Annotated in this window: 23 protein-coding genes; 8 read left to right on the top strand and 15 right to left on the bottom strand. The window is 37.3% G+C overall.

Translation table 11 applies throughout. The features are described 5' to 3' along the window. Nucleotides 1–216 precede the first annotated feature (216 nt). On the top strand, nucleotides 217–693 hold the full coding sequence (locus AC4IFE_RS10230) for an RNA polymerase sigma factor (protein WP_490756812.1): 477 nt from the start codon (nucleotides 217–219) through the stop codon (nucleotides 691–693). Nucleotide 694: 1 nt separating this feature from the next. Next, nucleotides 695–1,522: an anti-sigma factor gene (locus AC4IFE_RS10225; RefSeq protein WP_490756810.1), complete on the top strand. Its 828-nt coding sequence runs from the start codon at nucleotides 695–697 to the stop codon at nucleotides 1,520–1,522. A gap of 246 nt (nucleotides 1,523–1,768) precedes the next feature. On the opposite strand, the gene AC4IFE_RS10220 is transcribed toward AC4IFE_RS10225, so the two are convergent. Further along, entirely contained in the window at nucleotides 1,769–2,716 is a 948-nt protein-coding gene (locus AC4IFE_RS10220; protein ID WP_490756809.1) for a beta-1,6-N-acetylglucosaminyltransferase, read from the bottom strand. Between the two features lie 517 nt (nucleotides 2,717–3,233). On the opposite strand from AC4IFE_RS10220, the gene AC4IFE_RS10215 reads away from it, so the two are divergent. Together AC4IFE_RS10215 and AC4IFE_RS10210 are read left to right on the top strand one after the other, a co-directional pair. Beyond that, entirely contained in the window at nucleotides 3,234–4,358 is a 1,125-nt protein-coding gene (locus AC4IFE_RS10215) for a DEAD/DEAH box helicase (protein WP_490757053.1), read from the top strand. A gap of 93 nt (nucleotides 4,359–4,451) precedes the next feature. Continuing rightward, on the top strand, nucleotides 4,452–4,646 hold the full coding sequence (locus tag AC4IFE_RS10210; protein WP_490756808.1) for a cold-shock protein: 195 nt from the start codon (nucleotides 4,452–4,454) through the stop codon (nucleotides 4,644–4,646). A 117-nt stretch (nucleotides 4,647–4,763) separates the two neighbouring features. Here the strand turns inward: AC4IFE_RS10210 and AC4IFE_RS10205 are convergent, their stop codons facing one another. Together AC4IFE_RS10205 and AC4IFE_RS10200 are read right to left on the bottom strand one after the other, a co-directional pair. Continuing rightward, nucleotides 4,764–5,672, bottom strand: a complete 909-nt coding sequence (locus AC4IFE_RS10205; protein ID WP_490756807.1) for a helix-turn-helix domain-containing protein — start codon at nucleotides 5,670–5,672, stop codon at nucleotides 4,764–4,766. Between the two features lie 109 nt (nucleotides 5,673–5,781). Next, a complete protein-coding gene (locus AC4IFE_RS10200) occupies nucleotides 5,782–6,711 on the bottom strand; it encodes an NAD-dependent epimerase/dehydratase family protein (protein WP_490756806.1) in 930 nt (309 codons plus the stop codon). A 253-nt stretch (nucleotides 6,712–6,964) separates the two neighbouring features. On the opposite strand from AC4IFE_RS10200, the gene lgt reads away from it, so the two are divergent. Next, nucleotides 6,965–7,801 carry a prolipoprotein diacylglyceryl transferase gene (lgt, locus tag AC4IFE_RS10195; protein ID WP_490756804.1) on the top strand — a complete coding sequence of 279 codons (837 nt, stop codon included), beginning with the start codon at nucleotides 6,965–6,967 and terminating at the stop codon, nucleotides 7,799–7,801. Nucleotides 7,802–8,080: 279 nt separating this feature from the next. On the opposite strand, the gene AC4IFE_RS10190 is transcribed toward lgt, so the two are convergent. The 3 genes from AC4IFE_RS10190 to AC4IFE_RS10180 form a co-directional block, all read right to left on the bottom strand. After that, nucleotides 8,081–8,782 (bottom strand): LytR/AlgR family response regulator transcription factor, encoded by a 702-nt coding sequence (locus AC4IFE_RS10190; protein ID WP_490756802.1) that lies wholly within the window; start codon nucleotides 8,780–8,782, stop codon nucleotides 8,081–8,083. Further along, nucleotides 8,763–9,833 (bottom strand): sensor histidine kinase, encoded by a 1,071-nt coding sequence (locus AC4IFE_RS10185; protein WP_490756800.1) that lies wholly within the window; start codon nucleotides 9,831–9,833, stop codon nucleotides 8,763–8,765. The genes AC4IFE_RS10190 and AC4IFE_RS10185 overlap by 20 nt, the downstream gene beginning before the upstream one ends. 81 nt (nucleotides 9,834–9,914) lie before the next feature. Next, on the bottom strand, nucleotides 9,915–10,298 hold the full coding sequence (locus tag AC4IFE_RS10180) for a DoxX family protein (RefSeq protein WP_490756798.1): 384 nt from the start codon (nucleotides 10,296–10,298) through the stop codon (nucleotides 9,915–9,917). A 686-nt stretch (nucleotides 10,299–10,984) separates the two neighbouring features. Between AC4IFE_RS10180 and AC4IFE_RS10175 the strand changes: the two genes are divergently transcribed. Further along, on the top strand, nucleotides 10,985–11,413 hold the full coding sequence (locus tag AC4IFE_RS10175; protein WP_111956070.1) for a cold-shock protein: 429 nt from the start codon (nucleotides 10,985–10,987) through the stop codon (nucleotides 11,411–11,413). A gap of 75 nt (nucleotides 11,414–11,488) precedes the next feature. On the opposite strand, the gene AC4IFE_RS10170 is transcribed toward AC4IFE_RS10175, so the two are convergent. From AC4IFE_RS10170 to queG, 4 genes are all read right to left on the bottom strand, one after another. Then, nucleotides 11,489–11,959: an SRPBCC family protein gene (locus tag AC4IFE_RS10170; protein ID WP_490756797.1), complete on the bottom strand. Its 471-nt coding sequence runs from the start codon at nucleotides 11,957–11,959 to the stop codon at nucleotides 11,489–11,491. A gap of 15 nt (nucleotides 11,960–11,974) precedes the next feature. Then, nucleotides 11,975–12,622 (bottom strand): murein L,D-transpeptidase catalytic domain-containing protein, encoded by a 648-nt coding sequence (locus tag AC4IFE_RS10165; protein WP_490756795.1) that lies wholly within the window; start codon nucleotides 12,620–12,622, stop codon nucleotides 11,975–11,977. A gap of 6 nt (nucleotides 12,623–12,628) precedes the next feature. Then, entirely contained in the window at nucleotides 12,629–13,312 is a 684-nt protein-coding gene (locus tag AC4IFE_RS10160; protein WP_490756794.1) for a TIGR02117 family protein, read from the bottom strand. Nucleotides 13,313–13,665: 353 nt separating this feature from the next. Next, nucleotides 13,666–14,619, bottom strand: coding sequence for a tRNA epoxyqueuosine(34) reductase QueG (queG, locus tag AC4IFE_RS10155; protein ID WP_490756793.1), 954 nt, complete (start codon nucleotides 14,617–14,619; stop codon nucleotides 13,666–13,668). Nucleotides 14,620–14,782: 163 nt separating this feature from the next. Here queG and AC4IFE_RS10150 point away from each other — a divergent pair, with 163 nt between their 5' ends. Both AC4IFE_RS10150 and AC4IFE_RS10145 read left to right on the top strand, forming a co-directional pair. Beyond that, nucleotides 14,783–15,082, top strand: a complete 300-nt coding sequence (locus tag AC4IFE_RS10150; protein ID WP_307263302.1) for a rhodanese-like domain-containing protein — start codon at nucleotides 14,783–14,785, stop codon at nucleotides 15,080–15,082. Between the two features lie 27 nt (nucleotides 15,083–15,109). After that, nucleotides 15,110–15,733, top strand: a complete 624-nt coding sequence (locus tag AC4IFE_RS10145; RefSeq protein WP_490756791.1) for an HD domain-containing protein — start codon at nucleotides 15,110–15,112, stop codon at nucleotides 15,731–15,733. A gap of 135 nt (nucleotides 15,734–15,868) precedes the next feature. On the opposite strand, the gene AC4IFE_RS10140 is transcribed toward AC4IFE_RS10145, so the two are convergent. The 5 genes from AC4IFE_RS10140 to gldD form a co-directional block, all read right to left on the bottom strand. Continuing rightward, nucleotides 15,869–16,636, bottom strand: a complete 768-nt coding sequence (locus AC4IFE_RS10140; RefSeq protein WP_490756789.1) for an alpha/beta fold hydrolase — start codon at nucleotides 16,634–16,636, stop codon at nucleotides 15,869–15,871. A gap of 11 nt (nucleotides 16,637–16,647) precedes the next feature. Continuing rightward, nucleotides 16,648–17,637 carry an NAD(P)H-dependent flavin oxidoreductase gene (locus AC4IFE_RS10135; protein ID WP_490756788.1) on the bottom strand — a complete coding sequence of 330 codons (990 nt, stop codon included), beginning with the start codon at nucleotides 17,635–17,637 and terminating at the stop codon, nucleotides 16,648–16,650. An 89-nt stretch (nucleotides 17,638–17,726) separates the two neighbouring features. Next, on the bottom strand, nucleotides 17,727–19,091 hold the full coding sequence (locus tag AC4IFE_RS10130) for a peptidylprolyl isomerase (RefSeq protein WP_490756786.1): 1,365 nt from the start codon (nucleotides 19,089–19,091) through the stop codon (nucleotides 17,727–17,729). 87 nt (nucleotides 19,092–19,178) lie between these two features. Beyond that, the gene (locus AC4IFE_RS10125; RefSeq protein WP_490756784.1) at nucleotides 19,179–20,102 is read right to left on the bottom strand and encodes a PfkB family carbohydrate kinase; all 924 of its coding nucleotides are present in this window, start codon (nucleotides 20,100–20,102) and stop codon (nucleotides 19,179–19,181) included. 27 nt (nucleotides 20,103–20,129) lie between these two features. Further along, the gene (gene gldD, locus AC4IFE_RS10120) at nucleotides 20,130–20,687 is read right to left on the bottom strand and encodes a gliding motility lipoprotein GldD (protein ID WP_490756782.1); all 558 of its coding nucleotides are present in this window, start codon (nucleotides 20,685–20,687) and stop codon (nucleotides 20,130–20,132) included. Nucleotides 20,688–20,728 lie beyond the last annotated feature (41 nt).

The following is a 20,728-nucleotide window of genomic DNA, read 5'->3' as shown; positions in this document are numbered from 1 at the left end:
ACAGGAGGGCTGTTTTTATGATTATACTTTTCATATCTGATAATTTTAAACGATTACTTAAAATCATTTACGATTTAAAAGATTTTTCGGATGTTGTCTGTAGTATATTAATTTTTATTACATTTGGAATGAAAATCATACACTATTAAAACAACCTATTCGGAAGAAGAGCTTATCGTTTTACTGAAGGAAAAAAACGAATCGGGCTTTCATTATTTGTACGATCATTATGCAGGAGCCCTGTATGGTGTGGTTCTCCGGATCGTTCAGTCAAAAGAATATACGGAAGAAATAATCCAGGATGTTTTTGTTAAAATCTGGAATGCCGCTCATCAGTATGACTCTTCCAAAGGAAGGTTTTATACGTGGATGATTAATATTGCAAGAAACACGGCTATAGATTATTTAAAATCAAAAGGTTTTCAGAACGAACTTAAAAACCAGCCTCTTCCGGATTTCGTATATAACTCTACAGAACTTTCAACGACTAACAATTCATCCGATTTTATTGGATTTAATAATGTACTGAAAGGTTTGGAGGTTGATAAACAGGAACTTATCGACTTAGCATACTACCAGGGTTATACGCAGAGCGAAATATCTGATAAACTAAAGATACCCCTTGGAACGGTGAAAACCAAAATGCGGAATGCGCTGATGAAATTAAAGGATTTGTTAAAAGATTATCAATAAATTGAACACTAAAGAATACATATCATCCGGAATTATAGAATCTTATATTCTAGGTCTTGCTTCTCCTGAGGAGGCAGGGATTTTGGAGTGTGTGATGAAAAACAATGCTGAAGTAAAAGCGGCTTTTGAAGAAGCACAAAAAACTTTGGAAGATCTGGTGACAAGCCAGGCCGTGGCACCACCAGCCGATTTAAAATCTAAGATCTGGAATAAGATCCAGCAGGAGCAGACTACTGAAGAAGTACAGCCTGCGGTTATCCGGGATATTCCCCATGCGAAACCTCAGCAGGATATCAAGCTTCAACAAGACATTAAGCCTCAGAGTAAAAGCAGCTGGAAAACCTATGCAGTTGCCGCTTCTGTATTATTTTTGATCAGTGCTGCCGGAAATCTTTTCTGGATGAGCGATCAGTCTAAAACGAAAGATGAAATTGCTAAAATGCAGACCGAGAAAAAAGCTCAGGATCTCGCTATGCAAAAGATGAATCAGAAAATGGAAATGTTTTCCAATCCCGATATGCAGATGGTCATGCTGAAAGGCGTAGAAAAGCATACCGATTCCAAAGCAATGGTTTTCTGGGACAAAAAAACAAAAGAAGTCTACCTCAACGCTGAGAGCTTACCAAAGGCTCCGGAAGGAATGCAGTATCAGCTTTGGGCTATTGCAGACGGAAAACCAGTAAGCGCCGGAATATACACTGAAGAAAAAGACAGCAAAACTGCTCTTGCCCATATTCCGAAAGCACAAGCATTCGCTATAACCCTTGAAAAACAGGGAGGCAGTACAGTTCCGACCATGGAGAATATGTATGTAATGGGTGAGATCTAAGACCTATACTTTAGAATGAATGATCTTCATGGTATTACTCATTTGGATCATAGCGCTTAATAATATTACAGTACGTATATTCTATGACCTTGCATTTAATTTTAATAAAATTTCTCAATTACTGAGACTTAATATCTGGAACATTTAAGTTGAAACAAATTTACATTTCATTGAGGCCCCTTGTTAATTACAGGAGGTTAAAAAAACATTGACAAGAATTTTTTGGAATTTGAGGAAATACGGAAGTTAATTATCCTGCCTTTTATCAATTTTCAGTTCTCTTTCTACTTCATCTATGTCCGGTAGAGGAAAATCGTAGCTTTCTTCGATGTATTTCACAACCTCTTCTTCTGTTTTGTCATTTATTTTCCTGATGAAAAGGTGGTTGGTTGCTTTCAGAAAAAGAATAAGCTCCTCTGATGTCTGTTTCTTACCGAATATCGGTTTTTCGATGACGGCTCTTTTATCATCATTTACAATAAGATCGTTAAAAGAAGTATTCATAAGAACAGTCTGGAAAAATGATTCTGCAGGCAGAAATGTATGGAGATAATAATCCTCAAAATTCATCACTCTTTTATTATTGGCAAGAAAAGCACAGGTATCCCTGGTAAAAATAACCCATTTCCCACCGATATAGGGCGTAACTCCCTTCATGAATTCTCTTTTGTACATAAGAGACGATATCTTATAAGACAGCTCCGTAAAATGATTTTGTATTCTCTTAAGAGTATCCGGACGGTAAAACTTCTGATCATAATAGAAAAGATAATTCCGTCCATTGTTTGCTGTAAGGAATTTTCTGATGATATTCTGTGATTTCAAAGGATAATCTTCACCGCTCAGGTTAACAAAATAATCCCATTCCTGGCTTACATTAAGCAGAAATTCCATGGCATCAAGTTCAGCCTGGATCATACTGAATCCTCCGGAAACAATATTGATACTTTCCAGAATATAAACGTTGGGAAACTTAATGAGATACATCTGGATCTCATCGGTAAACTCATCTTTAGCTTTACGGTCTATGTGGATGAGATAAAATTGATCTCTTGTATAGATCTTCTGAAACATTGCTTTGAATACTTCCGGCTTATGATGAACCATAATGAAGTATGCAATTCTCACATGCTGGTCTGTGTGGGATTGTAAAGTTTGGGGTTGGGGGCTGGTTGTAGGAACAGAGGTCTGCATAAGTACGGATTTAAAATCATCCGCTTGGCTGCAAACAATTCAGTTAACGTGCGAAAGCTACAAATAATTTTTTGATAATCAATCATTTAAATCAATTAATATTCAATTTCTTTATTGTAGCTTTGCAAAGCATTTATAAAAACAGGTCTCTGCCTTTTGCTATTCTGTAATAGTTTAAAATCTTCATTTTTCTCTTTCAGTTTTGCTTTTTCAGCTGCCCAATTAAAACTTATTTTTTAATAATTTTTAATACTGTTTCCTTGGTTTTCAGGTGAAAAGTATTTATAAAGCTCAGAATGGTACAGATTAAAACCCTGCCCCTGAGAATAAGAACGATATGATATTGCAAAGCTCAGCAAATATATTCCCAACTGAATTTATTGTCAAAGTTAATGCAAAGTAAATAATAATTAAAGATAATGCTTATCAGAACTGATATTCATTATTTTGATGCAAGACAACAATTCAGATCTTAACCGATTTGGCCACTCAGAACCGGATGTTCCGGTAGAATATGATGAGTTTTAGAAATTTAAATTTAATAAATCCTATAGTCCGTGCCGTTACAGAAGCCGGATATTCCAAACCTACAGAGATACAGTACATTGCTGTTCCCCATATTTTAGCAGGAAGGGATATTATAGGCTATGCTCACTCCGGCACCGGGAAAACGGCGGCATTTGCCATGCCTATTCTTCAGTTATTAAAAAGAAATACACCAGATCATAAAGAAATACGGACTTTAATCTTAACGCCAACCCGGGAATTGGTCCTGCAGCTGGAAGAAAGTTTTAAAGTTTACAGTAAATATTTACCACTATCACAGCTTTCCATTTTTGGAGGTGTATTATCCGGAAGCCAGCTTGCTGCTCTTAGAAAAAGGGTGGATATTCTTATTGCAACTCCCGAAAGACTGCTGGATTTGGTAAGCCAAAGATATATTGATCTCTCTAAAATTGAAATACTGGTCCTGGACGAAGCTGACAGAATGCTTGATATGGGATTTGCAGAGGATGTAAAAAAAATCTTAAAGCTGGTTTCACCAAAACGACAGACCTTATTCTTTTCTGCAACCTTGCCTCCGGACGTCCAAAAATTTGCAGATGCCATGCTGAAGAACCCTGTAGAAATTACAGTAAACCCGGTTCCATCACCAATACATACCATCAACCAGTCCGTTTACTTCGTTGAAAAGACCCAGAAAACTGATCTGCTTATCAATATACTGCAGGATGTATCTATTTTACGTTCACTGGTTTTTACACGTACCAAGCAGGGAGCCGACAGACTGGTGAAACAATTGGAGCGTACAGGAATTTTTGCAGCAGCGATCCATGGAAATAAATCTCAGATGGCAAGACAACAGGCTGTGGAAGATTTCAGAAACAGTAAGATCCGTGTTCTGGTCGCTACCGATATTGCCGCCAGAGGAATTGATATTGAGGAACTCCCTTATGTCGTTAACTATGAACTTCCGGATGTCCCGGAAACTTATGTTCACCGCATTGGAAAAACCGGAAGAGCAGGAACCCAGGGAACTGCCGTTTCTTTCTGTGACGAAGGGGAACGTTCTGACTTAACCAATATTCAGAAGCTGATAGGGTTTATAATGCATGTGGAAAAATTTCAATATTTACACTGATCATAATAAAAAAATAAATGGACAACTTTTCTGATAAGTTTTTAGAAAATAGTCCGCAAGATAATTAATACAACAATTTTTAATACTATTACAATGCAAGAAGGCACCGTAAAATTTTTCAATGAAGCAAAAGGCTTCGGATTTATTTCTCCAACAGACGGAGGTAAAGACATTTTTGTACACTCTTCAGGATTAGATACAAGATCTATCCGTGAAAACGATAAAGTAGTTTTCGAAGTACAAAAAAGCGACAAAGGTTTAAATGCAGTTAACGTAAAGTTAGCATAATTTGAATATACCATTTAAACGAACATTGACTGATAAGTAGCAATACCTTTCATTCGATGTCCGTTCAAAACCTCTTACTTGATGTGAGAGGTTTTTTGTTTGAATACATCTGTATTTTCAGTTGAAAGAATCTCTGAATTCCAGTGGTGAAACAGACATCTTGTTCTTGAATAAGCGGTGAAAAGACTGAGGATGCTCAAAGCCAAGCTGGTAAGCAATCTCAGAAACCGACATTGAGGTTGTAGATAACAATTCCTTCGCTTTCTCAATCAGCCTGTTCTGTATATGCTGCTGTGTGGTCTGACCGGTTTGAATTCTAAGCATATCACTCAGATAATTGGAACTTACGCCAAGCTCGCCCGCCATAAACTGAACGGTGGGAATTCCGTTAATAATTAACTGATCACTTTTAAAATAATAATCAAGTAAGTTCTCAAGCTTAGTGAGGAGATTGTTATTCACTTTTTTCCTGGTCAGGAACTGCCGGCTGTAAAAACGGTCGCAGTACTTTAGCAACAGATCAATGTTGGACACCAGAAGATCTTGGGTAAAGACATCCATATTAGCCTCCATTTCCTTTCTGATATTGTCAATAATATCCATCACAGACTTTTCCTCTCTTTCGGAAAGATGAAGTGCTTCATTGCTGGAATAAGAAAAATAACCATAATTCCTGATCTCACTGGCTAAAGCATATCCCTGTAAGAAATCAGGGTGTACGGCCAACACACTCCCCTTTACTTCGGAAAGCAATATATCTTCAAACTGCATGACCTGCTGTGGTGCCGTAAAATACATGATTCCCTCATCAAAATCATAATACTGCTGTCCGTACTTGAATTTTCCTGCACAGTCTTTTTTAAGGGCCACTACATAAAAATCTGTTATGATAGCACTTAACAGAGTGGCAGGATCTACAGAGATTTCTGTAAAGTCGAAAACACTGATCAAAGGATTTGAAGGTTTTTTCAGCTTCAAATACCTGTGAAAAAGGTTAATGGAAGATATTTTTTCCGGTGATTTCATGAGTTTTTAATTGATTGAGCTAGAACTGGAATAAGAAGTTGTTATGCCAGAATGAATAACTGTAAACAGGTTTCCATCCTCCGCCTTCCGTCTTCCGTCCCTAAAATTACTATTTTTTCTGTTCTTCTTTTATCTGCTCTATCCCCTGTTTATATGAAGTTATTTTAAAATCCGGGAAACGTTTTCTGAATTTTGAATCATCAAATATATTATCATCCCCATATCTTGGAAGCAGCTCCTGCAGCTCTTTCGCCTGTTTATTAAAAAGGGCGCTTATCTTAAACACAAACTTTGGAATGACAGTATATTTTAATTCCCTTCCATAGATCTGTGATGCCAAGGCTATAAACTGCTTATAGGTGAGCTTATTGCTGTCTACCGGAAGATGCCAGGTCTGCCCATATGTATCCGGCGTATTTCCAATCAGGGCCGTTGCTCTGCTGGCATCCGGTGTCCAGATCAGGCTTCTTGCCGTATCATCTCTTAAAGGAACTTTCAGTTTTTTATGAGCCTTGATATTATTAAAGATCAGGGTATTGGTAATACTTTGCGTCTTTCCGGGACCATAAAATTCGGGAGCACGGCATATAACAGCTTCTATTTGCCCGGTTTTTATTTCTTTTAAAAGCATTTCAGCCATCTGCTGCCTCACTTTCCCTTTTTTCCCGACAGGTGCAAATGGCGTTTGCTCTGTGAGAATCCTGCTGTTCTGCGGATACATATAGGTATTATCAAAAAACACCAGTTTTGTCCCGTTGATTTTACAGGCATCGATTACATTTCTCAGTATCACTGAAAACTGTTTCTCCCATAAATCTGTATTCATGGGCATTCCCAAAGTAAAATAAGCAATTTCGCTTCCTTTTACGGCTTCGATTGCTTCTTCCTGTTTTGAAAGATCTGCTGGGAACACAGTATCTGTATCATTTACTTTTACAGGATTTCTGCTCACAATTCTGATATCTGATGTGTAATTTTTTTTCAGTTCTCTGGCTAATTCTTCGCCAATCTGTCCGTTGGCACCTAATATTGTTTGCATAATTTTTATAATTTCCGGTTAATACAGGAAGATTTTACTGGAACAAAGTTCCGAAATTCTCTCAATGAAACAGTATCCTAATGTAGCGAAGTTGTAACAGAATCTCTGCTTAAATGTATATTAAAAGCTTATTTTTTCTCTCTGTAAAACATGATATATTCCCCAAAAATGTCCTAAAGTCTGACTTATATTCCCTAAAAACGTCTATATCCTGCTATATTTGTCCCCTAAAATAATTCTACAATCATCATCAATGAATTTATTATATGTTAACTGGGATGTAAGTCCTGAAATTTTCAATATTGCCGGATTCCCTCTTAAATACTATGGCCTGCTGTTTCTGGCCGGACTTGTTCTGTGCTACACCATCCTAAAGACCATTTATAAAAAAGAAAATCTAAGCCAACAGGCTCATGAAGCACTTTTTTCTTATGCATTTATAGGGATTTTAGCAGGTGCCAGATTAGGACATTGCCTTTTTTACGATTTCGATTATTATTCCCAGCATCCTATTGAGATATTCCTGCCGATCCAGAAAGGGATTGACGGAGCCTATCATTTCTCTGGATACGCAGGACTGGCAAGCCACGGTGGCGGAATCGGGCTTATTATTATGCTTCTGATCTATGCAAGAAAGTTTTCCATAAAGTTTATGACTGTTTTGGATGTGATCGCTATTGCCACTCCTCTGGCCGGAGCATTTATCAGGTTAGGCAATCTGATGAACTCTGAAATTATAGGAACACCCTCTACAGCGCCATGGGCATTTATATTCAGGCAGATAGACAATATTCCGAGACATCCTGCCCAGCTGTATGAAGCGGTATGCTATCTGGTGGTCTTCCTTCTGGTATATTATATCTATACGAAAAACATCTTTAAGGTTGGAAAAGGCTTTTATTTCGGCATCACTACTCTACTGATCTTCATTGTCAGGTTCTTTGTAGAATTTATAAAAGTGGACCAGGTTGATTTCGAAAAGGGAATGAGCCTGAATATGGGACAAATTTTAAGCATCCCGTTTCTGTTTTTAGGATTGTTCTTTATTATCAAAAGTATATGGGATAAAAAAGAAATGAAGGCTTCATAGTTTTCAAAATATAGAAAAACCTCCGGTACCGATTGTGATACCAGAGTTTTTTTTCAGGTTATATCAAATAAAAAAATTGGCTTAAGATGATTAAGCCAATCCGTATTCCTCAGAATACTAACATCCACATATATTCTAATTACTGCAATCGGTCATTCTTTTATTCAAACTTTATTTATCCTTTAAGCTCCCGGGAGTTGTTTAACAGTTCAAAGTTGCCCAAAACTGAAGAATAATAAAAGAAACAGCTATCAAATAAAGCTATTAGTCTATGAAGGTTTACAGCTCTATGGAAGGCTTATAAGTCCTGCCAATCGGAAGCTTTTTGCCCATTACCTGTATCATGCTGGCAGAGCGTACTTCAATTTTAGATTTCGAAATAATATAAGATTTGTGAATCCTCAGGAATATTTTAGGATCCAGACTTTCTTCTATCCTGCTGATCGGCATTTTCACAGTGATCATTCCTTTTTTGGTGTGAATGTGAATATATTCCCGTAAGCTTTCAATAAAAAAGATATCATGAAGAACAATTTTAATCTGCTTTTTTCCACTGCTGATAAAAATGTGTTCGCGGTCCGCTGCCTCCAATAAGGCTTCCTCTGCGTTCATCAGGTATTTAAATTTTTCAACCGCTTTGGTAAACCTGTCGTAGGGAACAGGCTTCATCAGATAATCTACAATATCAAGCTCATAACCTTCTACAGCATATTGATGATAAGCAGTAGTCACAATAACAAGAGGCGGATTTTTCAGTTTTTTCAAGAAATCAAAGCCTTTTACAACCGGAAGGTGGAGATCCAGAAATATCAGATCAATATCATGCCTGTTTAAAAGGCTTCCGGCATAAACGGCATCGGAGCATTTTGCCACGAGATGAAGATCCTGGTCTCTTGAAACAAAATTCTCCAGAATTTCTGCAGCTATTGGCTCATCCTCTACAATGATGCAGCTGTATTTTTTAAAATCGGAATGTGTCATTGAGGTCAATAATTAAGGTTACGATATACCGTTCAGTGGTACTTTCAACGGTGAGAATATGCTTTGGATAAAGCAGTTCAAGCTGCCTGCGGATATTTTTCAATCCTATTTTTGTAGAATTTCCGTGCGGCTTTTCTTCTTTTGAATTTTCAATATGATAATGAAGAACACCGTTATTCAGCTGAATATCAATATGAATAAAACTCTGTCCAAAGGTTTCCGACACACCATGTTTAAAGGCATTTTCCACAAACTGGATCAAAATAAGCGGTGAAATCTCCTGGGAAGGATTATCTATAGTCTCATTAAAACGGATTACCAGGTCATGGTACCGGATCTTCTGGATCTGGAGGAAATCTCTGATATTCTCTACATCTTTCTCTATAGAAATATACCGTTCGGCTGCCTCATAAATATTATACCGCATCATTTTGGAAAGCTGTAATATGACATCAGGTGTTTCATCGGCTTTTTTAAGGGCCATTCCGTAAATATTATTCAGGGTATTAAACAAAAAATGGGGATTGATCTGGGCTTTCAGCATGGTAAGCTCCTGATCCAGCTTTTCTGATTTCAGCTTTGAAATTTGTTCTTTCAGCAGGTTTTTCTGCCTGGTAATTTCGACGCCAAAGATAAGGCCAGCCATAAAGATCAAATCCATAAAGGAGTTAAAAGCCACAAGCCCGTTGATAAATCCTGACGACTGTTTCCCGTCCAATGTTTCAGCAATTCCATAAATATGGGGATAAATGATATAATGGGTAAAAAACCTGTGGGCAAGAACCGCCGCCATAAGAATAATAACAGAGAGAATACAGGTAAGCAATCTTTTGAGGCCGGTTCTTTCGTATACATACAGAAGAATATAAGCCAGCGGAATTTTAATCAGAAGATATCCAAGTTCCAGAATAATAGTATTCTGAAGCCTCAACTGCCATTTGGCACCAGGAAACTGATACCTTGACCAGTAAAAGTCCAGATAAACTTCCAGAATATAATACAGTATCCAAAAGAGTAAATGGATGTATAATTTTGATTTTCTGCCGGGCATTGATTGTGATAGGATTTACTATGCAAAATACCATCTTTCAGCGGAAAATAAAAATTTAAACCTGTAACCCACACCAATGGTCTATGAACTGCAGTTTTCTTCCTTTCCGGTAAAAATAAGCTGTAAAAAACAGCAAATTAAAAGAATATTGAATTCAATCCCGTTGGTACCGCCACCTACAACATACCATCCATTTTGCCAGTGCACAAAATAAATTCCAAAAATCAGGATAATGATATGGCAGATAGAAACTGCCTTTATATACCGGTCCCACCAGATCAGAAATACTGAGATAAGATGGATCAGCTTTACAGCCCAGGCCACATAAATTCCAAAAGGACTGAAGCCTATGGTATCCAGGTAAAGACGGCCAAAATGATTAACATCGCCGCTGAAAATAGATATTACACTATGCATCAACAGAATAACTGAGAGCGCTGCACGGAGATAGAAGTTTTTTTTCATGAATCTAAAATTAAACCGCAAAAAAAATAATGATGAACATCAGATATCAACAGCTTAAAAGTGTATATAAAAGTTAGATATGGCAATGAATTCCAAATTCCTACATCCATACATTAGGATGAATGATGAAAAAATATTACTCACATAAAGGATATATCACACTACGTACCAACCGGATACACTCTGCAACCGCTCTAAAATTGAGCTTCTACACAAAAAAAATCCAAAATATGTGATTTTTAGGCACAACATTTGCTGCTCTATGAATCATATTATACACCACTTCATTTTTATAATATATTATTTTCCACAATCCTCAGCAAGCTGAGGATTTTTTTATTGATGTATAAATTAGTGAAACGACTGCCCGTTTTTCAAAGCAGAAAATACTTTTTTGATAATCAATGATTTAAAATAGGTTTATTCAGTTAATTGTCGTATATTTGTATATTAATTAATAGGCCGCTGCCTTTGCCCTCTGTTACAGTATAGAAATTCTTTCTTTTCAGTTCCCGCTTTTCAGATGCCTCATTTTTTAAAAATCACTTCTTTTACTGATGAACGCCCAAACAAACTGCTTTCGACGCTTCGTTTCATAAAGAAGAACAGACGGATGACTGCAGCTTTATAAGACTTGGCAGATCAGGTAAACAATTACAATATAAAATTAAATACTAGAATAATTTATGGCAGACTCTTTTTCTAAAAAAGAAAATTTCAAGAAAAAAATTCAAAAGCAAAAAGAAAAAGCGCTGAGACGCGAAGATCGTAAAACGAATAACAACAAAGGTGCAGAAGATGTTTTCATGTATGTAGATGAATTCGGAAGACTTACCTCTACACCTCCTGAAGACAGAGAAAGACAGGAAGTAAACATTGATGAGATCCAGCTTGGTGCCGCTCCTATTATGGCAGAGGAAATCAGAAAGACAGGGATCATCACTTTCCACAGTGAGAAAGGCTATGGCTTCATTACTGAAGACAACAGCAAAGAAAATGTTTTCTTTCACAACAACAGCTGTGCACATCCTGTAAAAAAGGGTAACAAAGTATCCTTCGAGAAAGAAAAATCTCCAAAAGGATTCTCTGCTGTTAATATCGAATTGGTTAAATAAATCACTATCTGCTTCATCATGCAGATTTTGTCAGATAATAAATAAAGCCGCTCCACAGAGCGGCTTTATTATATCCTACACTTTATTATTTTTATTGAATATTTTTTCCAGTACTTCGTAGCGGTAGTCGAAAATATGTTCCACTTTCTTTTTAACGAAAAGAGGATGGGCTATTTCTCCCAAAAATCCCATCGGAAGTTCATAATCAATAGTATCTTTCATAAGCACTCCTTTGTCATTAGGGATAAATTCATGATGATGGTGCCATAGTTGATAAGGTCCTTTTTTCTGGAAGTCTATAAAGCTTTTCTGAAAATCAACTTTAATAATCTCTGTCTGCCATTTCATCTTTATTCCGAATAAAGGTGAAACGTAATAATCGATGAGCATTCCTTCATAAATTTCATCATTTTCCATTGTAGTCAGGACAGTAAAATTCATGTCTTTCGGTGTAATCTCGGAAAGATTACCGGCAGAGGAGAAAAACTTCCATGCTATTTCTATACTGCAGTTGAGCTGCTGCTCACGGACAAGACGGTGCTTCATAATTTTTCCGGTATATTATTGATAGATCCACATCAGAACAGGTTTCCCTGCCTTTTGAATCATAGGATCTATTTCTCTCATTGCCCTGTTGGACACTGTAGGACAACCCCAACCTTCGGGAGAACCTTTTGGAAAAACTTCCTCGTCACTCATTTGGTCCCAGGAATGGAAAACAATATATCTTTTTAAAGCGTTACTGTTTGTTTCTTCCAGACCATGCATCAGATACTTGACATTGATTCCCCATTCGCTGTAACCTCTTCCCTGCAGCTTATATTTCCCTAAAGATGAAAGATGGCTTCCGTCTTCGTTGCTGAACTGTGGATTGTCTTTTGAACCATCTGCACTCCAGGAATTTAAGCCACAGCCATGGCCCACAAGATATTTCTTGACCACTGACTCCGTTTTGAAATCCCAGACAAAAAATCTTTTAATTCCCGAATGAAGGCTCATATCGATCAGAATACAAAAATCTGTATTTAGTTTTTTTGAAATACAAAATTTCAGAGCTTCGTCAGCTTTTGCTGTAATTTCAGACAGGTCCACTTCCGGCCTATTCTCCTCTTTAACAGAAGCATTTGTTACAACGAGACGACTTCTTTTAGATTCATTAGTGCATGAAAATATAAGGAGTAAAGCAAAAATTATGGCAAAAATCTTCATTGAAAACTATTTGTAATGTCTGAAAATTCCGAAATCGGAAGGTGTCCATAGGGCAGCTTTCTGTCCTGCGGCTTTCAGCGCATCATTTGCCCAGGTATTGCAGGTATTCAGGAAGCTGTATTTTCCTTTCGCATCATAAAAGGCATCGTTAACACCATAAACAGCGTTGGTAGGAATGAGGATAAAGTTTCCATTCTGATCCCTGTCGAATTTATCTTCTATAAATTTTACCAGATTTTTATATTGGTCTCTGCTGATCATGATCATTTTGCAGTCTTCTCCTTCTTTCATAGTTTTGTAATAGGAACAGTGCATGGCAGAATCACTGAGCCAGAAGGCAGCTTTAAAGGCAGTGGAAAACTTCAGATCAGCCCACGTTGGGGTATCCAGATAAAAACCTTTATCGCCCCAGCCTATTCCTATATAACTGTAATCCGTTCTTTTCGATTTTGTATTGGAAAACGGAACTTTTGCCCCCCAATCCTGAAGATCATTTTTTACAGGCATTACAATATCCGTATGTACACCGTTGGTATAAATATAGATCGGAATATCTTTCGGCTGTTCATCATTATCTGCTGAAACTTCTATAAGTGGCAGCAAAAGTCCCAGGATAACATACACAGCAACAATTCCCAAAATAATTCCCAGGGTTTTCAGAACAAACAGCAATATAATTTTAACACTCATGCTTTAATAAAATTTAATCTTCAATTTTCTGTAAAAGTATTTGTTTTAATCGAAAAAATGATTAAATTTAATTACGAAATATTCACAAATATGCGTAAAAATACAAAATCACAAAAAAGATTTAAAGTACGGGTAAAAACAGCTCCAAAAAGAGTACAAAAAAAACGTTGATTTTCTGTGGGACATTCGTCTCCTGAAAATCAATTTCCTTTTTAAGGAAGAGTTTTTTCAGAGATTCTTACTGAATTAAATCTTAACCTCCTTAAGACCGACAGCTTAAGGGATGGTCATTTATCCTCCTTAGCTTTGGAACTTCTAAATTCCAGATAAGGATTCGTCACCAAAAATTTATCCTAAAGCTTATCTGAAGAACGTTCCAAAAATTCAATATTCCGCTTCAGGCCGGCAAATTTGGTCCTCTTTACAGGGGATTTCCTGAAGATCTCAGAAAATATTTCCTGGGTAATTTCTTTCCACTCTCCTTTTTTGAAATTTTTCAGGGATTCATTGGGAGCAAAACGGCTCTGAAGATTGGGTGAAGAAAACCTGTTCCAGGGACATACATCCTGGCAAATATCACAACCGAACATCCAGTCTTCCATCTTATTTTTAAAATGATCGGGAATTTCGTTCTTGAGCTCTATAGTCGCGTAAGAAATACAGCGGCTTCCGTCAATGATCTTTTCGGAAACAATGGCATCCGTAGGACATGCATCAATACACTTCCTGCAGGTCCCGCAATGGTCTGTAGTGGCATGATCGGGAATGAGCTCAAGATCACAGATAATTTCAGCCAAAAAATAAAAGGAGCCATTCTGTTTTGTGATGAGATTGGCGTTTTTTCCTACCCATCCAATTCCCGACTTTCTGGCCCAGCTTCTTTCCAGGACGGGTGCAGAATCCACAAAAACCCGGAACCCAAACTCTCCTATTTCCTCCTGCAGTTCTGAAACCATCTCACGGAGAATTTCTTTCACGACTTCATGGTAATCTTCTGCGTAGGCATATTTTGAAATTTTATAATTTTCCAGCGCCGGGATTTCTTCTTTTGGAAAATAATTATAGGACAGTGAAATAACAGACTTCGAGCCTTCCACAAGCAACCTGGGATCCAATCTTTTATCAAAATGGTTTTCCATGTATTTCATTTCACCGTGGAAATTATTTTTGAGCCATTTTTCTAAATTCGGAGCGTCTTCTTCTAAAAATGCTGCTTTCGATATCCCACAGCTTTGAAACCCAAAATGCTGTGCTTTGGATTTTATAAGCTGGGAATATTTTTCGGCACCGCCATTTAGAATTTCCATTCTGCAAAATTAAGCTTAATTTATGAATCTTACGGTTATCGGTAAGAAGTGAATGCACCTGAAGTTTTAAGCATTTTTGGGAAAATTTAAGTTTTGATAAAGAGTTTTTTCAGGAAAAAATTGCGTATTTTCGTTATTATTTTTAATCTTAAACTACACAGTTATGTCTTTAATAGAAGTTATACAGTCTGGAAATTATGAATTAATTGATGTTCGTGAGCCGATGGAGCTTGAAATGGACGGCAATATAGATGGCGCCAAAAATATTCCTCTTGGTGAAGTAGAAGACAGAAAGGAAGAAATCTTATCTATCGAAAAACCTGTGATTCTGTTCTGCAGAAGCGGAAACAGAAGCGGAAAAGCATTGGAATACCTTAATGGCCAGGGCCTGAAAGACGGTTATAACGGCGGAGGCTGGGCTGATCTGAAAGCAGTATTGGAATCAAATCAGGGAACTTTTTAAAAGTTCCTTTTTTTTATATCCATTATCATGAATCTGAAAGGAAACTTCACAGATCTTTGCCTTCATTTTACGGAAGACAGGAGTCTTGTTGAAAATCTGTGGCAAGAAATTGAAACCAGATATTCCGGAAAAGGCAGGTACTATCACGATCTTTTTCATCTTGAAAATATGTTCATGGAACTGGAAAGTGTAAAAAACGATATTGACGATTTTTTTACTGTTTCATTTTCCGTTTTTTACCACGATGTTATTTATGATTCTTCTTCAAAGTCCAATGAAGAAAGAAGTGCGTCATATGCTGCAGAACGACTCCATAAAATAGGATTGACCCAAACTAAAATTTCGAAAACCGAAAGTCAGATCTTAGCTACCAAATCCCACCAAAAGTCAGATGATCCGGATACAAATTATCTTCTGGATGCAGATCTTTCTATCCTGGGAAAAGATTCTGCGACTTATTTTGACTATACCGGGAAGATCCGGAAAGAATATGCCTTTTACCCTGATCTTCTCTACAAACCGGGAAGAAAAAAAGTATTAAAGAACTTCCTGGAACTGGAAAGTATTTTCAAAACAGAGCATTTCAGGGACAAATATGAGCAGCAGGCGAGAGAAAATATCGCAGCAGAAATTCAACTGCTATTAATATAATTCATTCAAACACAACTCATCAATTTGTACAGAAAATATAGATAACAATTTAAATCAGATATTGTTCAATTACCTGACTGAAAATAAAAAGCACCATGTAACGCAAGATGCTCTTATTACTGATTATGCTTACAGCTATATTTTTTCTATAAATTCTGATACCTTAGCCAAAACAAGCTCCGGATTTTCTTTATGCGGCGTATGCCCTATTCCCGGAATGATATATTTTTCTGCAGGACCGCTTACCTGAGAAACTGTTTTTTCAACCTGATCCAGTGTACCATATTCGTCAGCATCCCCCTGAATGAAAAGCAAAGGACATTGAATATCTTTTAAAAGGTATTCAATATTCCAGCTTCTGTAGTCTTCACGGGTCCAGGTTTCTGTCCAGGCCCTGAAAAGCATTTCTACCTTGTCTCCATGATATTTGGCAAGACGTTCGGCAAGATTGGTCGTTTTGTATGCTTCCCAGGCATCATAGATCCCTTTTAATGTAACCTCTTCTACAAAAATGTGTCCTGCTTCACAGATTACAGCCTGTATTTTTTCGGGATACTTAGCAGCCGTGATGAGGGCAATTGTCCCACCGTCACTGTGCCCGAATAGAACAACATTGTTGATATTAAGCTCTGTCAGCAAATCATTCAACAGATCGGCTTCTAGTTCCATATAATTAACCGGTCTTTCATGGGTAGGCATTGTTCCGGATTTCCCATAGCCTAATCTGTCATATATGAGGATATTAGAATCCGTAATTTCAGACAGTTTTGATGGGAAATCTCTCCAAAGTTGTGCACAGCCCAAGGAATCATGAAGAAAAACGATAACAGGCTTTTCTTTGGATGCATTGTTGTATGTTATATAAAGTTTCTGATCTCTTACTTCAATTATTCTCTCTTCCATTCATTCAGATTCTATAAACTTGGCACTTTTGCTTCTTTAAACTCTTTCAATAAATTACTGAAAACGGTTTCTACCGGTAATATATCATTGATCAAAGCAGAAACCTGTCCTATTTCCAGCTCGCCGTTTTCCATATCTCCCTCAAACATTCCACGCTTTGCTCTTGCACGTCCCAATGATGCTATTAAAGCTTCTTTATCTCTTCCCGACTGGTAGATGTCTTCCAGCTCACCAAAGAACTTGTTTTTCACCATTCTTACAGGTGCCAGTTCTTTTAAAGTAAGATGGGTATCCCCTTCATTCAGTTCTGTAATTTTCTTTTTCCAGTTTTCGTGAGCACTTGCTTCAACGGTAGCAGCGAATCGGGAACCGATTTGTACACCGTCTGCACCCAGGATCATAGCAGCTTTCATCTGGGAACCCAATGCAATTCCTCCGGCAGCAATTAATGGTTTGGAAATATGTTTCTTTACATTCGGGATCAGGCAAAAAGTAGTGGTCTCATCTCTTCCGTTGTGTCCTCCTGCCTCAAAACCTTCGGCCACTACAGCATCTACTCCTGCTTCTTCACATTTTACAGCAAATTTAGTAGAGGAAACGACGTGGGCAACTGTTATTCCTTCTTTCTGAAGGGTCTCCGTATAGGTTTTAGGATTTCCGGCTGAAGTAAAAACAATCTTCACTCCTTCTTCCAGAATGATCTGGATGATCTCTTCAAGGTTAGGATACAGCATAGGCACATTAACGCCAAATGGTTTATCTGTAGCCAATTTACATTTCTGAATGTTTTCTCTCAGGATATCAGGGTACATGCTTCCTGCTCCTATGATCCCCAAACCTCCACAGTTGGAAACCGCTGAAGCCAGTCTCCACCCCGAATGCCAGATCATTCCTGCCTGAATAACAGGATATTGTATATTAAAAAGGGCTGTAATTCTATTTTGATCTGTCTTCATCTCCTGAAGCTTTTTTGCTGAATTGAAATCTATAAAATTGCTCATGCGTAAAAATACTAAAAAACGTGGTTTTTAAAGGGAATATCCTGACTTTTCAGCATAAAAAAACCTTCAGGATCCTGAAGGTTTAGTATTTATTTTTTGATTGATTCTTTTTTCCAGTTGGCTTTGAATTTACAGTTGTCATAGCGTCCGTCAATTGATATAAAGGTTGTCGGTAATTTAGAGTTGACAAACTTCTCAATCATTTCGTTACGCTTTTTATTGAGCGCCATCTGTTTGATTCTGTTATAATCTGTTTCCAATGTGATCTGGTGGGCAGGAATAACATCTTCTAATTTGATGATCTTCACTACTTTTCTTTTATTGTCTTCATCTTCGAAAGCTGAAGTAATATCTCCTTTGTTCAGACCTGCCAGTTCGTAAGTGATAGATCCGGGAATACTTTCTCTTTCAATTTTATCAGAACCGTCTGCACCTGAAATAATTCCGGCATTGAATTTCGTTCTTTTATCATCTGAGAATTTAAAAGCAGCATCTTTAAATGTTATTTTACCGTCAAGAACAAGTTTTTTGATACTATCCAGCTTTGCTTTTGCTGTCTTTATTTCATCATCTGTTGGAGTTGCTTTCAACAAGATATGTCTTGCATCGTATACTTTCCCTGATTTCCTGATCAGCTGTATGATATGGTATCCGAATTCAGATTCAATAGGTTCTGAGATCTCATTTTCCTGAAGGTTCAGTGCAGCCGCTTCAAAAGGCTTTACCATCTGTCCTTTGGTTATATTTTTATAAAGTCCTCCATTCGCAGCAGACCCCTCATCCTCAGAATAAATTCTTGCCTGGCTTTCAAAAGTTTCTCCGGCAGCAATATCCTGCTTGATTTTATTTAATCTTTTGATAAGATCTTCTTTATGGGCCTCTGTAAGCTTAGGATATATCATGATCTGTGCTAAAGAGATCTCATCCTTTATTTCCGGAAGCTGCATTTTGTAAAGGTTATAGAAGTCTGTAACCTCATTCGGGGTTACGTCTGCCTTTTCTGTAATACGCTGATATTTTGCCTGCCCGTAGTATTGATCTACATCTATCTTTTCGATAGCGTTTTTCATTTCATAGCCATTTCTGAATTTATAGGCAGCAAGCATAGTTTTTTCATCAGGGAACTGAGAAAGCAATTGGCGGTATTTTGCATTGGCCTGCTCTTTAATGGCAGCAGAACGGTTTTCAATTAATGTATCTTTTTTAGCTTCGTATACAAGAAGCTTGTTGCTGATCAGGTTCTCAAGAAAGTCACATTTGTCAGTCTCAGAGGCTCCCTGTTGTTTGGCATAGTTCATCTGCTCATTCACATCAGATTCCAATACAATTTCATCCCCGATAACAGCAGCAATACCATCCACTAGTTCTCCCGGTTTTAGCTGAGCATTCATGTTTGAAGAGAATATCATCATGAAAATCCCAAGAAGAAAAGTGATTTTTAGTTTATTTGTCATTTTACTATTTTAAACAAGTTGCAAATTTAGAATACTTAACGAATTAGTCTAAATTTTTTATTATAAATATTTCTTAAAAAGACTTATTTATTGCAGTTCGACATCGAATGTCGTTAATTCTTTGAATTGTCTTAATCTGCTGAACATATCAGCTTCATTTACTTCCTGAATTCTTTCTGTTCCGAATTTCTCAACGGTGAAGGAAGCCATTGCCGAACCTACGATCAAAGCAGACTTCATGGTATCGAAATCAAACTTACCTTTTTTAGCCAGATAAGCTGCAAAACCTCCTGCAAAAGTGTCTCCGGCCCCGGTTGGATCAAAAACCTCTTCCAGCGGAAGTGCTGGAAGAGCGAATACTTTATTGTCGTGGAAAAGTAAAGCACCGTGCTCTCCTTTTTTAATGATTACATAGTCAGGACCCATGGTGTGGATCTTTTTAGCTGCTTTTACTAAAGAATATTCTCCTGAAAGCTGTCTTGCCTCTTCATCATTGATGGTAATAACATCTGTTTTAGCGATCATATCCATCAGGATATCCCATGCTGAATCCATCCAGAAGTTCATGGTATCAAGGATAACAAGTTTTGGGCGCTTGTTCATTTTCTCCAGTACGGACAGCTGAACGCCAGGGTGTAGGTTACCAAGCAGAAGAATCTCTGCATCCTGCATAGAATCTGGAATTTTCGGATCAAAATTCTCCAAAACATTTACTTCTGTAGCCAAAGTATCTCTGGTATTCAGATCATTATGATATTTCCCGGACCAGAAGAATGTTTTTCCTTCTTTCACGATCTCGATTCCTTCAATATTTACATCTCTGTCTGTGAACATATCAAGGTGCTCCTGTGGGAAATCTCCTCCAACAACGGAAACAATACCAGATTTAACGCCTAAAACGGATGAAGTGATGCTAATATAAGTAGCTGCCCCTCCTAAAATTTTATCAGTTTTACCAAATGGCGTTTCGATTGCATCAAATGCAACGCTTCCTACAACTAAAAGTTTCATATATTTTTCAATGTATTTTAAAGTCAATTATTTTTTCCATTCAAAAGTGTCCAGCAGATGCTTCATATCATCTTTGATATAGCTCACTGCCGGGGCCAAAGAATCAGGTTTTGGCCTTGTATTAAAGTATAAATAAGCAGTCACGAAATGTTTTGTGCTGTCTGTAATGTAAAATTGAAGATTGGAAGCACTCTGGCCCTTAAGCTCATAGAAGTTTCCATACACCTTTTTGTCCGGGTATTCGAATGATTTGGTATCTATGGAACTCGCTTTAATGGTATGCTCATACACCATTTTCTCAGCTTCTTTGATATGGTCGGCAAAATCATTCTGTATCGGATAATAGGTCACAAAGACCTTAGCTTTCATTTTTGGGTAATTTATATAATACCAGCATGGTTTCTTAGCATCGGAAATCGATGCAAAGTCTGAATATTCAAAAGTATAGGCACAGTTATTCTCAAACTTCTGATATTTCGGTGCCGGATATTCCAGGCGAAGTTCCCCGTAAGGTTTTGGAACATGATCTTTTCCGCATGAAATTAAAAGCAGTGATACAAAAATAAAAATGACGTTTTTTATCATTTTGCAAAAGTACAAATTAGATTTTAGATTTTGGGAGACAA

The sequence above is a fragment of the Chryseobacterium sp. UF-81 genome (assembly GCF_058245105.1).
This window is presented reverse-complemented; position numbering and strand designations above follow the sequence as displayed.